Here is a 13,397-nt window from a genome sequence, read left to right on the forward strand (position 1 = left end):
CCCCCCCCGCGCCGTGTCCGTGGTGCGAGATGATCGATGGTGATGACCAGCGCGACGAGCACGGACAACCGTGCCACCACCGACGACACCCGCACCGACGACACTCACACCGATCACCCCCGCACAGCCGCCGTCGGCCCGCCCGGCGACCGCGCCACGGGCAGCGGCACGACCCGGCGCGCCCGCCCGACCGTGACGGGAGACGCGGACTCGGGCAGGGGGCCGGCCGGGACCGGCGACGCGGAGCGGGATCGGCCCGAGGTGAGCGTGCTGCCCGAACAGCGGTGGCGGGCCAGGGCCGCGGCCCACCGCGCCCGGTTCGACGAGCTCGCGGGCCCGTATCTGGCCCGGCGCGCGGCGGGCGAATCCCATCCGGTCATCGACTTCCTGTGGACCTACTACGGCCAGAAGCCCGGCCAGGTGCGGCGTTGGCATCCCGGCTTCGGTGTGGCGCTGGCGGACGCGCGCGAGTACGAGGGCGCGCGCGGCTACCACCGGATCGGTCCCGGCCTGCACACCGCCGACCCGGCGTTCCTGGAACGCCGCCGTGACACCGTGCGGTTCGTCGCCGACCTGCTGCGCGCCACCGCGGCCCGCCCGCCGCACCTGTCCTGCTTCGGCCTGCACGAGTGGGCGATGGTGTACCGCACCGACGAGGTCCGCCACCGGCACGTGCCGTTGCGGCTCGGCAGTGCGGGCACCGACGCGGTGGTGGAGTCGATGTCGCTGCGCTGCACCCACTTCGACGCCTTCCGTTTCTTCACCCCCGACGCGGTCGGTCGCAACGCCACCCCGCTCACCCGCGAGGACCAGGTCGCCGGCGAGCAGCCGGGCTGTCTGCACGCGAACATGGACCTCTACAAGTGGTGCTTCAAGCTGCTGCCGCTGGTCGACTCCGATCTGCTGCTGGACTGCTTCGAGCTGGCCTGCGCGGCCCGCGAGCTCGACATGCGGGCCAGCCCCTACGACCTGCGGGACTACGGCTACGAGCCGGTGCCGATCGAAACCCCCTCGGGCCGAGCGGACTACGTGCGCGCCCAACTGGACATCAGCGAGCGGGCGGGTGTCCTGCGCGCCCGGCTGCTGGCGGCCTGCGAGCGGCTGCTCGAACGGTCCGCGCCGGCGGAGGCCGCCGCGCGGGCGACGACGGAAGGACGGACGCACCACAGATGATCGAACTGGACCGCATCACCGTGCCCGAGCACGTCTTCGGCTACCCGGAAGTCGCCTTCGGCGGCTACGTGGCGGGCGCGCTGGCCGCCCGCTGCACCGGCGGCACCCAGCGCGTCGACTTCCGGGGCCGGGTGCCCGTCGGCACACCGCTGTCGCTGGTGCGGACCGAACGCGGCGGCACCGCGCTCGCCGACGCGACGGGCACGGTCCTCACCGAGGCGCATCCGGCGAGCCTGGCGCTCGACGTGCCCGACTGCCCCGCCTGGGACGAGGTGGTCGCCGCGACCGAGCGCGGCCTGAAGTCCGAGAAGCGGTTGTTCACCCACTGCTACGGCTGCGGCGCGGGCTGCGCGCCGGGCAAGGGTCTTCGCCTGTTCCCGTGCACGCTGCGCGAGCGCGGCCTGGTGGTCTCGGCCTGGACCCCCGATCCCGCCCTCGGTGACACCGACGGGCTGCTGGCGGTGGAGAACGTGTGGGCCGCGCTGGACTGCCCGGGCGCGTGGGCGGGCTTCGCCTACCACCGGATGGCCATGGGCGCGGTGACGGCCGCCCTGACCGCCACGGTGCTCGCCCCGGTCGAAGCAGGCGCCCCGCACGTCAGCTTCGCCTGGCCGGTGGCGGCAGACGGCCGCAAGCACACCGTCGGCGTCGCGCTGGCCACTGCCGACGGACGGCTGTGCGCGGTGGCCGAGGCGCTGTGGATCGAACCGCGCGAGCCGGTCACGCCGACGCTCGTCTAGCGCCGTGAAACGAAACAACCCCCACCCGGTGCGGGTGGGGGTTGCCTTCGGCCGTGTCAGCCGCTGATCACAGCGGGGGGAATCCCGCGGAGCCCGTCGCCATCCAATTCCAGAACTCGGCGGCGCGATTGGTGATCAAGGCGACGATGTCGAGAACGACGCTTCCCATGAATACCTAACTCTCGATGTACACGTGCGAGGCCCAGGGTAGTGGCAACGGATTGTCACGGCTTCCCTGGCCTCGCACGTATGGTCGAGCGAGCGTCGCGCCCTGCGGGGCCTCAGCCGCGCTGCGCGGCCTTGGCCTCGCGGCGGCGGCGGTGCAGGATCGGCTCGGTGTAGCCTCATGGCGCTGTTTCGTCGCCTGACCTGCGGATTACCAAAGATTCGCACCTCCAGTGACCGTTTTGTGGCCGTTTTGGGTGGGCCGGCACCAACCACCTGCGCGTCACCGGGCATCGGCGAGATCAACCACGAGGCGAGCCTCTGGGACATAGTGCCTCGCGGTCACGGCCGAATCCACCTCGTGCCCCAGAATCAGCCGGGCAGCCGGAAGCCCATATTTCTCGGCTACGCGCGTCGCGCGAGTGGAGCGGAGCGTCTTCACCGTCGACCACTCGAGGTCGCGCCCCTGGACAATCGCCGCCCAGGTCTTGGACATCTGCTCCGAGCGCACCACTCGGCCGGTCCGGCTCGGGATCACCAGTCGCTGACCGGGTGCCGCGGCCATCTGTCGCCGGCGCAGCATTGCCATGCAGTCAGGGCCGACCTTGATCGTCCGCATCGATCGTGCGGTCTTGGTGAACGGCTGACGGTAGGCGACGCAGACAACATCGTCATCGTCGTAGTTCGGCCATCCACGAGGCATGACGATCTCGTCATGAGGCAGCCGATACTGCTCGATGACTTCCTTCAGTTGCCGCACACGCAGTTCGGTATCGACGATAGTGCCGGACACAGTCACTTCATGCGTGTCGAAGTCGATGTCGTCGAAACGGACGGACAAAGCCTCGCTCGGGCGAGCAGCGAGCTCGTAGGTCAGCTTCGTGAAATCCATATATCGCTGTTCGAACACACGGGATTGGTTCGGGCGAGGGAAGTAGGCACGTTCGGCCTCCCAATACCAGCTGAGCTCTTGGGGAGTGAACGGTTGCGGCTCATCGGGGAAGAACGGGTTGCCCACCCTTCTTGCCCGGCTGCCCGACTGCTTGACCCGACTTCCCTTGTAACCCTTCACCGCGTCGACGGGATTGTCATCACGGAAGCCGTCATCGACCAGCATCTGAAACGCGTTGCGCAGGATCGACTTCTGACGGGCGTTCTTGTACGAAAACCCATTCAGCAACTCCAAATGTATTCGGATGTGGAACGGTCTCGTCTCAGCCGCCTTCATCCTTCCCAGAACCGACCCGGCCAGCGTGATCTTGTCGGCTTTCGCTCGCCCTTTTGTGGCCGGTTCGATCTCACGCCGATAATGCTTCGCGTTCTGAGGCCGTTTCTGCTTGTCGTTCTCATAGATGCGGAGCCACGCCCTGCACAGATCCTCGACGGTCACCTCCGGCGGATAGATACCAATCGATTGGGCGCGCGGTTTCCATGCAACAAGCCGCTTCTGGAGATTCGCAATGGCTTTCGGCTTGGTCTTGCCCGAGGCATGGACCTTCGATGGATCGCCAAACGGCTCCCCGACCAGGCAATGGACCTGGTAGATCTTCCGAGCTTCGTTCCATTTGGGCTCGCTGAACCTCCCATGAGCTCCAGGCGGCAGCTCAAACTGCGACATACGGCGCCACCTCGTTCTCGACCGCGCCGCCGACGTATCGCGGGCCTCCACGTTCCGGCTTGTTCAGGCAGCCCGCCGTCAACTGCCACCTATCCATATACACAGTCCTTCCTGCCCGCTCATTCCCCCGCAGGGCGGGGAAAATTCAGCCATTCAGCTCGGCGAGGAGCGTAGGAAATACCGAGGACGAGGCGAAGCCCCCGATCAGTAACTGAGAGATTGCCAGCTATCTGGTGTGGCACAGCGCTATAGACCGCGGATCGTGCGCTCCTCCACAAACGCCCGCAAGGACTCCCACGGATAGAGGACTTTGCGGCCAAGCTTCACGTAGGGCGGACCGACGCCGAGGTGCCGATCGTTGGCGAGCTTGCCGACGGTGGTCCGCAAGTACTCCGCTGCTTCTCTCGGAGTTGCCAACTCAGCCATGGCGAGAGACTGCGATGTCACGGAAGGGCACGCACACGCGCTGCGGGGAACCGGATTCCATTGCCATCGCTGTGGAACCGCGTTCTGGCCACACCCGCCATCGCGGGTGTGCCGATACGACAGCCCTTGTCACTTGATCAGCGCGCAAACTCGCGATCCGGGCGGCGGCTTCGTCTTCGACGGCGCTGATCTGCCGACGCATTTCGGCGATCTGAGCGTCGCGCTTGGTCTCGCATGCGGTGATCGCCTGCCAGTCGGACAGACAGCGGCGCACCGCCGCGGCGATCGCACAGTCGCGTCCGCGGGCGAGTTCACGGCGACGCCGCACGTGCTCACATGAGCGTTTTACCCGCTGCGCCAGTTCTGGTGACCGCTCCGATCGCGATGAGCGCGGCGGCCGACGTCCATCCATCAGCTGACCTCCATAGGTACTGGCCAGCCTGCTGATTCTCCAGCAACGATGCTACCCCCTCGCCCACGCCTCGCAGATATTCGGTCGTCGTTCCAGCTCAGCGAAGGTGACCGCCATGCCAACTCACGCCCGCTCTGTGCTCAGCATCCAACAGGCACTACTGCGCGCGGTCCGACGCCGGTGCTCGGCATCGCCGTCCATACGTGACACCGGCAAACCCGCAGGATCTCATCACTGAATGCGCATATCCACGTTTCAGTATGATATGTCGATCATTGAACCTAGCCTGCCCCTCCAGGCCCCCGGATGACTGAGAGGATTCGAACCTGCGACCACTTGACACAGGTTCCAGCTACATCAACCGGTCTCGATAGAGCCCAAACTTACTCGAAGCCAACAGCTTTCGCGACACGTGCACTTCCCGACAGATCCTGGAAAGACCGGCCGATTCCCGCCAATAATGTGAGATTCTGGTGAGACGGCCGCCGCCCCTTCGCCGGTGATTCGCCAGAGGCGTCCACGATGGCGACGGAGACGATCCACGACGAAATTCTCTCGGCTCTCCGAAGCCGAGGATGACTTCACGGCGATCACTTCCGCGTGTCGCTCCGGGGACACGCCAATCGTCAAATCGACCAGGCAATTTCACAGCTAACACAATGGAGCCGTCACGCCACACCCATAGCCCAGGCAACCTGCCGTCGCGAACCGCGGCGGTGACGTCCCGACTCGATGAGTCCTGCCCTCTCAGCCACAGCACCGCGGCACATTGCCGATCCTTCGCGGGGCACCACGCTCAGCCGTCAGCGTCGGATCGCGTGCCGGTGCCGAATGCTTCGAAACGTTGCGTGCAGCGCTCGTAGACAGCGTGCAGCATGATGATCATGCACGCGAAGATCGGTACGGTCAGCAACTCCCAGTCGTCCTCCCCGGCCAGCAGAGCCGCACTGACCGCCAACGCCGCATATGCCGAGAAGAAGAGCGTGCGAACGACGACCAGAGACGCACCGGCGGGCGGGGTACGCCAGCTCACCGCGATCGCCATCACCTGCGCGACGAGCGCACAGCCGATTGCTGCGCGCTGGACGGCACCGAGACCGGCCCACTCCGCCACCTGAGTGGACAGCGGACCACACCCGATCGCGGTTGGAATCACCGCGGACAGCGCGAATCCGAATATCCGGACGCGTAGTTCCCACGCGCGCACTCGCACCGGGTCCACATCGGCCATGTCTATGCGATCTTCCAGCTGGGCTTGCCGTCACCTTCGACCGACGCGTCGTTGAAGCTCGTTGCCTGCTGATGTCGAGGCGATCCCCGCCCGCGCGCTCCTCTCACCGCGGTTGCGATCAACCCGAGACCGGCAGCCGTAAGAAGGCGTCGGTGACGTTCTGATCGCCGAGATCGGCGTAGATCGCGGCCTGGGCGGCGGGCGGCAGGGTGTGCATGATCTCGCGCACCCGCGCCTGCCTGCGTGCGACCGCCTGACGCACCGGCATCCCCGGCGTCGCGACCATCTGCGGGATGATGCCCTCCACCTCTTCGGCGCCACCGTGATGATGACCGGCATCCACCATCGCCTGCTCGCGCGCCATCTGCGCCTCGTCCTTCTCCTCCGACATACCGATCGGACCGATCATGCGGCCGTTGAGGAACTGCTTCACCACCGGCTCCTCCGACGTCAGCAGCACCTCACGCGGCCCGAACATCACCAACTGACGACGGAACAACATCCCGATGTTGTCCGGCACCGTACGCGCCAAGTTGATGTTGTGCGTGACGATCAGGATCGTCGCGTCGATCTGAGCATTGATATCGATCAACAACTGCGACAGGTACGAGGTACGCACCGGATCCAGACCGGAATCCGGCTCGTCGACCAGAATGATCTGCGGATCCAGCACCAGCGCCCGCGCCAGACCGGCGCGTTTGCGCATACCGCCGGAGATCTCACCGGGCAGCTTGCCCTCCGCACCCAGCAGACCCGTCAGCTCGAGTTTCTCCATCACGATCTGCCGGATCTCGGACTCGGACTTCTTGGTGTGCTCACGCAGCGGGAAGGCCACATTGTCGAACAGGTTCATCGACCCGAACAACGCACCGTCCTGGAACAACACCCCGAACAGCTTGCGGATCTCGTAGAGCTCGGAGTTCGAACATGTCGTGATATCGGTGTCACCGATGAAGATCGACCCACGCTCCGGCCGCAACAACCCGATCAGCGACTTCAGGAACACCGACTTACCCGTACCCGAAGGACCCAGCAGAGCGCTGACCTCACCCGAAGGAATCGTCAACGACACATCCTGCCAAATCCGTTGAGAGCCGAAAGACTTCGTAACTCCCTCGGTCCTTACCTCCACACCCACAATGAATCCCTTTCTCGAATGTCAGCGCGGCGCCCCGCCACCGAGGGCGGAATCGATGCCGCTGATCTCGGTGATGGCCCAGTTCCGGCTGCTGTCGATGTCGAGCTTGTAGGTCGCCGTGGACTGCACGCCGTCGGGCGCCTGCACGTTCTTGGTGAGCACATCGACGAAGCAGACGACCCGGAAGATGCCGTTGGACTCCGATTCCACCTTCGCCGCGATCGGCCGGGCACTGGACGACCACTGCATCGGGCCGATCAACTGCTCCATCGAGGTGGCGGCCTGGGTCAGGCGGGTCGTGAGTTCGGGCGTGGTGTTGGCGGTCAGCCTACCGCGCCACTCCTGCGTGTTCTCGAAACTCATCTGCGCTGCGCCGGTGGCGTAATCGAGCGCCACCTGCTCGGCGCGGTGTTGATCGGCGGCAGCCGCGTCACGACGATCCAATTCCGCTGCCGCGGAATACCACTGCCAGCTCAGCAACGCGATGACCGCTGCGGTGACCAGGGTCGCGACGACGGCGAGGACGGTCTGGGCGGGCATGGTCCGCCGCGCCGTGGACTCACGGCCGGTGTGCTGTTCGGGTGCGGTCTCGTGCTCGGCGACCGTGGCGGCCGATGACTTCTCCGGCATCAACCTGCTCCTTCCGTTGGGTGCCTACTTCGGGGTGGGGATGTGTACAGTGACGGCGCCCGCCGGGTCGGTGGCATCCATCACCCGGCCCAGCAGGCTGCCGAGATCGACGGTGCGCAGCGCGGCACCGCCGGATTGCGCGGCGGGCAGTAGGTTGACGCCGATGACGCCGAGGTCGGCGGCGGTGATATCGAGGAATTTCTGCAGTTCGCCGAACAGCGGGCTTGCGCCGTCCCGGATGCCGTCCAGCAGCGGCCCGCGGCGCATCGCGTCGCGCACCGAGTTGAGCAGATCCTGGAATCCGGTGCCGAAGCCCGGAAGCTGCGGGCTGGTCGCGGCCAGGCTCGCCGGCACGGCGCCGGTCCGCATGAGCAGCGGTTGCAGCGTGCTGAGCAGGGTCACGAGATTGTCCGTCTGCTCTGTGAATTCCGCGGCGAGCAGCGTGCCCGCGCGGTTCAGATCACCGACCACTTGGACGCCGTCGGGCAGTCCGACATCGAGCGTACGGAAGATGTGCTGGACCTGATCCGGGTCGACCTGCTGGAGCAGGTGCGCGAGTCGGGCGGAGAGCTCTTTGAAGGTGGTCGGCACGGCCGTTCGGTCCGCGTCGACCTGCGCGCCGTCCGCCAGGTAGGGGCCCGCGGCGGTATCAGGCAGTACCGAGATGTAGGACTCGCCGAGCGCGGAGAGATTGTCGACCCGGAACCAGCTGCCCGCGGGTATGGGGTCGGATTCGTTGTAGCGCAGCGTGATCCGGATGCCCTCGGGCTCCGGTTCGATGCCGGTGACCTTGCCGATCGGCACCCCGCGCAGCAGCACCCTGGAATTCACGAGGATGCCGTTGGTGTCGGGCACCAGCATGCTGGCCGTGCGCATCTCGCGGAAGCGGTCCACATCCAGCCCGACACGCTGGATGTAGAGCAGGGACAGAGCGGTCAGGACCGTCATGGCCACGATCGAAACACGAGTGCGGGTGATCATCGGACGGCTCCCAGCAGACGCAGGATCGAGGTGGCGTCGCCGATCAGTTCGTCCCCGGTGCCGGTGCTCACGGACGTGACGTCGACAGCGGGACGCTGCGCGAACGGCAACAGGGTGGTGCGCAGGAAGTTGTTCACCCGCACGGTGGTGGCCGGGGCGTCGTCCCAGATCCCGCGCCCTGATTCTGCCGTGTCGGCCAGGGAATTCAGCATCGGAGTCAGCCACAGGCCGCCTTCGAAGATGGAGCCGACCGAGGGCAACAGGGTGCTGATGTGCGCGACTACGGCGCGCGCGACATTGTGCCAGTAATAGGTGCCCTGCTCGCTGAAGACGGCCTGCCACTCGGCACTTCGGTCGACGACCGCGGTCGCGGTGTCGTTGACCCCGTTCAGCAGGCGATCCAGCTCCGCCGTGCCCGCCGCGAGATCGGCCATGTCCACCGCGACGGTGCCGGCCATCCGCCGGACGTCCTCGAGCGCGGGCATGGTCCGGTTCAGGGTGGCCATGGTGTCCTGCATCTTCTGGATACTGCCGCCGTTGACGAAGTAGGCGAGCACCGCGATGGTGTCCTCCAGTTGCGGCGGCGAGGTGGTGCGTTCCAGCGGAACCGTGCTGCCGGGACCGAGGAAGCCCTGTTCCGGGTGGGGCTCGGTGCTCGGGATCAGTGCGATGTAGGTGTCGCCGAGCAGGGTGTTCTGCCGGATGATGGCGCCGGCGTCGGCGGGCACCTGGGTGTTCGCGGCGAGTCCAACCGTCACGTCGATGCCGTCCGGGGTCGCGGTGAGAGCCTGGACCTGCCCGACCCGGAGACCGCCGAGCAGCACGTCCGCACCGGACGGCAGGTTCATGACGTTCTCGAACCGGAGGGTGACCGTGTAGTCGGTGTGCACGCCGGAGCGCACCGAGGGCAGGTCGTCCGGGCTCAGCGAGCATCCGGCGACCGCCAGCGCGAGCGCGAGGCACGCGACGGCCACCGACCGCCGCGGCCCGCGGCACGTTCGAGGAGTTCTCACGACGGCCTCCGCACGATCAGGGACAGCAAATTCACGGTGCCGGGGGCGAACTCGTTCTGCGCGCACTGTGGTCCGAGCAGATCGCACACCGCGGGATCGACCGGTACGGACGGCGGCCGGTACGGCATCGAGATGCCCCCGCCGGTCTGCTGTTGATAGTTCACCGCGGTCACCATCGCCGGGATGGTGCCGTACAGCCGGGCCAGATCGGGTGCCCGGGTTGCGGCCAAGGCGATCACGTCGGCGACCGGACCGTGCATCAGCGGCCACAGCTGGTCTCCGTAGCGGCGCTGGATGTCGTAGATGACTGCGACGAGCCAGCCGATTCCGCGGTCGAAGCGCGCGACGTAACCGAACAGCTCGGTGCCGAGAGCAGCGATTTCCGGCATCCGCTCGAGGATCGAACTGATCCGATCCCAGTGCCGCAGCGCGTCCTCGGTGAGCGGGGCCATGTTCATGATCGTCGCCCCGACGTCGGCGGTCACCCGGTCCGGGCTGTTCGCGGCCGCGGCCGCGTGGGTGAGCATCGCGTTCATGGTGGCGCCCGTGCCGTCGAGTGCGGTGTTCAGACCGGCGACCGCGCCCTGCACACTGTCGTCGCCCGCAGCGGAGAGCGCGTCGATGAAATCGGCCGCGGAGCCCGCGATCTCGGAGATGCTCTTGGGGGTGTGTGTGCGCTGACGCGGCACGCAGTCGCCAGGCCGCAGGGAGGGACCCGCGGTGTAATTGCCGACCAGTTCCAGGCTGCGGTCGGCGAGCAGCGATTTCGACCGGGTCACCACCTGAACGTCGGCCGGGTAGCGACGGCCGTCGTCCAGGGCGAACTCGACGCGCACGTGATCGCCGCGCTGCTGCACGTCGCTCACCGTGCCGACTCGAAACCCCATCTGGGTGACCGGATTGCCCGCATAGAGTCCGATCGCGTCGGGCATGTCGGCACAGAATCCGTCGCCTCCCCCCGCCGCCTCGGCCGCACCGGAGTGGCGCACTACGACGGCGGTGGCGATCACCGTGGTCGCGGCCACTGCCAGTGTCAGCGCGGCGCTCTTCTTCGAGATCCGCATGTCAGCACTCCCGTCCTGGAATCGGAATACACAGCGACGTGGTGAGCACGCCGCCGCCGAACTGCGCCATGCCCTCCGGGGTCAGCCACTGCTCGAGCTGCGCGCGCAATCCGGTCAGGTTGTCGATGGCGGGTCCGAGATGCTGCTGCAGCTCCGACACCAGTGCCTGCAGATCGCGAATGTGGGTCTCGACCTGGTCGGAATGCTCGAGGTAATAGGCCTCGAGCGGTTGCAGCCGGGACAGTGCGCTGCCGAGCAACTGGTAGGCATAGTTGAAGCCCGCCGAATTGTTGTGATAAGTGGCGAGAACAGTGTCGATCTTGCCGATGAGTTCGAAGACGAAGCCACGATTGACGTTGAAGGTCTGCAGGTATTCGGCGGCCAGCGCGGCGACCTGGTGGATCTGGAGTCGCTGCTGGTCGAGCACCTGGGTGATCGCGTTCATGCCGTCGACGATGGTGCCGAGGGAAGTCGAGTTCCCCTCCAGCGCCTGGGAGACCTGGCGCAGATTGGCATTCATGGTCGCGGCGTCGACTTCGTCGGTGACCGTCGGCGCGCTCTGGAGCACGTCTCCGATCGAGTACGGCACCACCACCCGGTCCCGAGGTATGGCGACCTCGTGGTCGGTTCGCGAACCGAGCGGGATCAGGGTCACCGCGTATCCGCCGACCGGGGTGAGCATCCGGACCTCGATACGCGACCGGTCGCCGACCAGGATGGCGTCGTCGATCCGGGCCCGAACGGTGACGGTGTCCGCCGCGATGGCGACATCGGAGACCTTGCCGACGCTGATTCCAGCCACCCGGACGTCCTGCCCGGTCTCGATCGCGGAGGCGTCGGTGGTCTCGAAGGTGATGGTCTGCTGCCCGGGCGGACGCAGGTAGAGCCCGGCGAAGGCGGCGACGACCACCAGGGTGGCGCCGACGACGGCGGTGCCGAGGAGCACGTCGTTGTGCCACACGGCGTGCGCTCGGTCCCGCAGCCGCCTGCGGCGTCCTGTCATTTCGCGTTGCACAGCACGACCTCGCTACCGTTGAGCAGGAGTTGGACATCGGACGGCAGGTGGGCCTGCCCATTACTGCATCGCGTGTTCTCCGGGCGGTGCGCGACCTGCAGCCCGGCCAGTGCACCCGGCATGAGCCGCAGCGAATCGACGGCCTCGGTCAGCGAGGCGAATGCCTGCGTCAGCAGGGCATCGACATCCAGGTCGGAGCGCAATCCCAGCGCCGCGAGCAGCCGTTCGATCGGCTCGACCAGCGCGGGGCCGGTCGCCGCCGTCTTGGGGAACTCGTCGAGCACCGTCATGGCATTGCTGATGGGCAGGCTCATCGCCTTCATGAACTCGAGGACGTCCTCGGAGCGGCCGCCCATGGAGTCGGCGATCCGGGCGACGTTCGCGGTGAGAGTGGCGATCAACTGCTTGCGGTCCTGTGCGTAGGCGGCCAGTTCCTGCGCGCTCTCCAGCATCGGTGCCAGGCCGCCGCCGTCACCCTGCAGCACCGCGATCGCGTTCTCCGCGAAAGCGTTGATCTGACCGGTATTCATCGTCGACAGCACCGGTTGCAGGCCGTTGAACAGCGCGGTGATGTCGAACGAGGGCCGTGTCGCCGCGGTGGTCAGGTGGGAGACCCGGTTCCCGGGCTGCGCGGCGAACTCCACATCGACGAAACGCGCGCCGGTGAGGTTCTGGTACTTGACCGCCAACGTGGTCGTGTCGGTGAGTTCGTAGCCGGCATCCATCGAGAAGCTCACCCGAGCGACCGTTCCGTCTCCTTCGGGAATCAACTCGACGCCGGTGACCTTGCCGATCCGCAGGCCCTTCAGCCGGACGTCACCGTTGACCCGCAGACCGGAGACGTCGGCGAAATCGGCGGTGTACCCGCGGGTGCTCTGCTCGACCGGGTTGCGCATGGCGTTGAGCACGAGCACGAACAGCAGCACGGTCACCACCGCGACGGCGACGAGTTTGAGCGCGGCCCAGATCAGTCCGCGTCCGGTGGCCATCAGCGGACCGCCTGCGAGGGCGCGGTCAGGGCACCCAGCTGGGCCAGCGGCCCGGCCAGGCCGGGTACGTCGTCCAGCACCACCCGCAGCCGCAGTGTCCGTTGCTCCGGCGTTCCGGCGAAGGCCGATTCCAGACGGTCGATCGCGGTGTTCAGCTCGGCCATCCGGCCGTCACCGAGCAACCCGGGCAGCGGTGCCACCACCTCGTCGACCGCGCCGACCAACGGGATCAGCTCGGCGTCGTGCGAGGCGAGCAGCGAGCCCGCCAGGCCGAACAGATCGGAGGCGGCCAGTTCCAGCGCCTGGTCGGTCTCGGTCATGAAGGCGTCGTCCACCCCGAGGCTGCCGTCCGGGCGCTGGTTGTACGCGCTGTGATAGATCGCGTAGAGCGCGTCGGCGGCGCCCCGGCCGAAGGCGGGCAGCTGCACGAGCACGTCGTTCGCGCGCAGCAACAATTCCGTCGGCAGGTGTTGCTGGGTCTTCGACATCTGCTCGGCCACGATGATGCCGGCGCGGATGAGCGGGGCCAGCCCGTTCGCGTAGCGCATGATCTCGTCCAGCGTGGCGATCATGCTCGAGGTGAGCGTGCCGTCCACCACCAGTGACACCTGTTCGAGCATGGTCGACATGGTGTAGTCCGGGGCCGCCGTGCGGTGCAGCACCCGGCCGTCGGTGAGGGCGTTGCCGCCGGGGCGCTCGATGAGGTTGACGGCCGTGACGCCGAAGTAGTTCTCCGGCCGGAAGTCGACATCGAGGCTGTCGGTGAGAATGGCACCCAGCTCGTCGTCGAGCACCAGTGCGA

Annotated in this window: 14 protein-coding genes; 3 read left to right on the forward strand and 11 right to left on the reverse strand. The window is 66.9% G+C overall.

Annotated features, from left to right (window positions below; translation table 11 throughout):
- The first annotated feature begins 261 nt into the window (after window positions 1–261).
- Together QH283_RS28845 and QH283_RS28850 are read left to right on the forward strand one after the other, a co-directional pair.
- Complete coding sequence (locus QH283_RS28845; protein WP_432420804.1) at window positions 262–1,173, forward strand: 3-methyladenine DNA glycosylase; 912 nt, start codon at window positions 262–264, stop codon at window positions 1,171–1,173.
- Window positions 1,170–1,913 carry a PaaI family thioesterase gene (locus tag QH283_RS28850; RefSeq protein WP_280506088.1) on the forward strand — a complete coding sequence of 248 codons (744 nt, stop codon included), beginning with the start codon at window positions 1,170–1,172 and terminating at the stop codon, window positions 1,911–1,913. The genes QH283_RS28845 and QH283_RS28850 overlap by 4 nt, the downstream gene beginning before the upstream one ends.
- Window positions 1,914–2,361: 448 nt before the next feature.
- On the opposite strand, the gene QH283_RS28855 is transcribed toward QH283_RS28850, so the two are convergent.
- Both QH283_RS28855 and QH283_RS28860 read right to left on the reverse strand, forming a co-directional pair.
- Window positions 2,362–3,696, reverse strand: coding sequence for a site-specific integrase (locus QH283_RS28855; protein ID WP_280506089.1), 1,335 nt, complete (start codon window positions 3,694–3,696; stop codon window positions 2,362–2,364).
- A gap of 246 nt (window positions 3,697–3,942) precedes the next feature.
- Window positions 3,943–4,122, reverse strand: a complete 180-nt coding sequence (locus QH283_RS28860; protein ID WP_086845958.1) for a helix-turn-helix domain-containing protein — start codon at window positions 4,120–4,122, stop codon at window positions 3,943–3,945.
- A gap of 133 nt (window positions 4,123–4,255) precedes the next feature.
- Between QH283_RS28860 and QH283_RS28865 the strand changes: the two genes are divergently transcribed.
- Window positions 4,256–4,462, forward strand: coding sequence for a hypothetical protein (locus QH283_RS28865; RefSeq protein WP_147296492.1), 207 nt, complete (start codon window positions 4,256–4,258; stop codon window positions 4,460–4,462).
- Window positions 4,463–5,330: 868 nt separating this feature from the next.
- Here QH283_RS28865 and QH283_RS28870 read toward each other — a convergent pair.
- From QH283_RS28870 to QH283_RS28910, 9 genes are all read right to left on the reverse strand, one after another.
- The gene (locus tag QH283_RS28870) at window positions 5,331–5,765 is read right to left on the reverse strand and encodes a hypothetical protein (protein WP_280506090.1); all 435 of its coding nucleotides are present in this window, start codon (window positions 5,763–5,765) and stop codon (window positions 5,331–5,333) included.
- A gap of 118 nt (window positions 5,766–5,883) precedes the next feature.
- Window positions 5,884–6,903, reverse strand: coding sequence for an ABC transporter ATP-binding protein (locus QH283_RS28875; protein WP_432420803.1), 1,020 nt, complete (start codon window positions 6,901–6,903; stop codon window positions 5,884–5,886).
- 21 nt (window positions 6,904–6,924) lie between these two features.
- Window positions 6,925–7,533 (reverse strand): hypothetical protein, encoded by a 609-nt coding sequence (locus QH283_RS28880; RefSeq protein ID WP_086845802.1) that lies wholly within the window; start codon window positions 7,531–7,533, stop codon window positions 6,925–6,927.
- Window positions 7,534–7,557: 24 nt separating this feature from the next.
- Window positions 7,558–8,514, reverse strand: a complete 957-nt coding sequence (locus QH283_RS28885) for an MlaD family protein (protein WP_086845805.1) — start codon at window positions 8,512–8,514, stop codon at window positions 7,558–7,560.
- Window positions 8,511–9,488 (reverse strand): MlaD family protein, encoded by a 978-nt coding sequence (locus QH283_RS28890; protein WP_115410737.1) that lies wholly within the window; start codon window positions 9,486–9,488, stop codon window positions 8,511–8,513. Before QH283_RS28890 ends, QH283_RS28885 begins: the two co-directional genes overlap by 4 nt.
- 35 nt (window positions 9,489–9,523) lie before the next feature.
- On the reverse strand, window positions 9,524–10,591 hold the full coding sequence (locus QH283_RS28895) for an MlaD family protein (RefSeq protein WP_086845809.1): 1,068 nt from the start codon (window positions 10,589–10,591) through the stop codon (window positions 9,524–9,526).
- Between the two features lies 1 nt (window position 10,592).
- Window positions 10,593–11,594 carry an MlaD family protein gene (locus QH283_RS28900; RefSeq protein WP_086845810.1) on the reverse strand — a complete coding sequence of 334 codons (1,002 nt, stop codon included), beginning with the start codon at window positions 11,592–11,594 and terminating at the stop codon, window positions 10,593–10,595.
- Complete coding sequence (locus QH283_RS28905; RefSeq protein WP_086845812.1) at window positions 11,591–12,595, reverse strand: MlaD family protein; 1,005 nt, start codon at window positions 12,593–12,595, stop codon at window positions 11,591–11,593. The genes QH283_RS28900 and QH283_RS28905 overlap by 4 nt, the downstream gene beginning before the upstream one ends.
- On the reverse strand, window positions 12,595–13,397 hold an 803-nt coding region (locus tag QH283_RS28910; protein WP_280506091.1), incomplete at its 5' end, for a mammalian cell entry protein. The genes QH283_RS28910 and QH283_RS28905, both read right to left, overlap by 1 nt.

This window comes from Nocardia farcinica (assembly GCF_029867845.1).
Lineage (GTDB): Bacteria > Actinomycetota > Actinomycetes > Mycobacteriales > Mycobacteriaceae > Nocardia > Nocardia farcinica_A.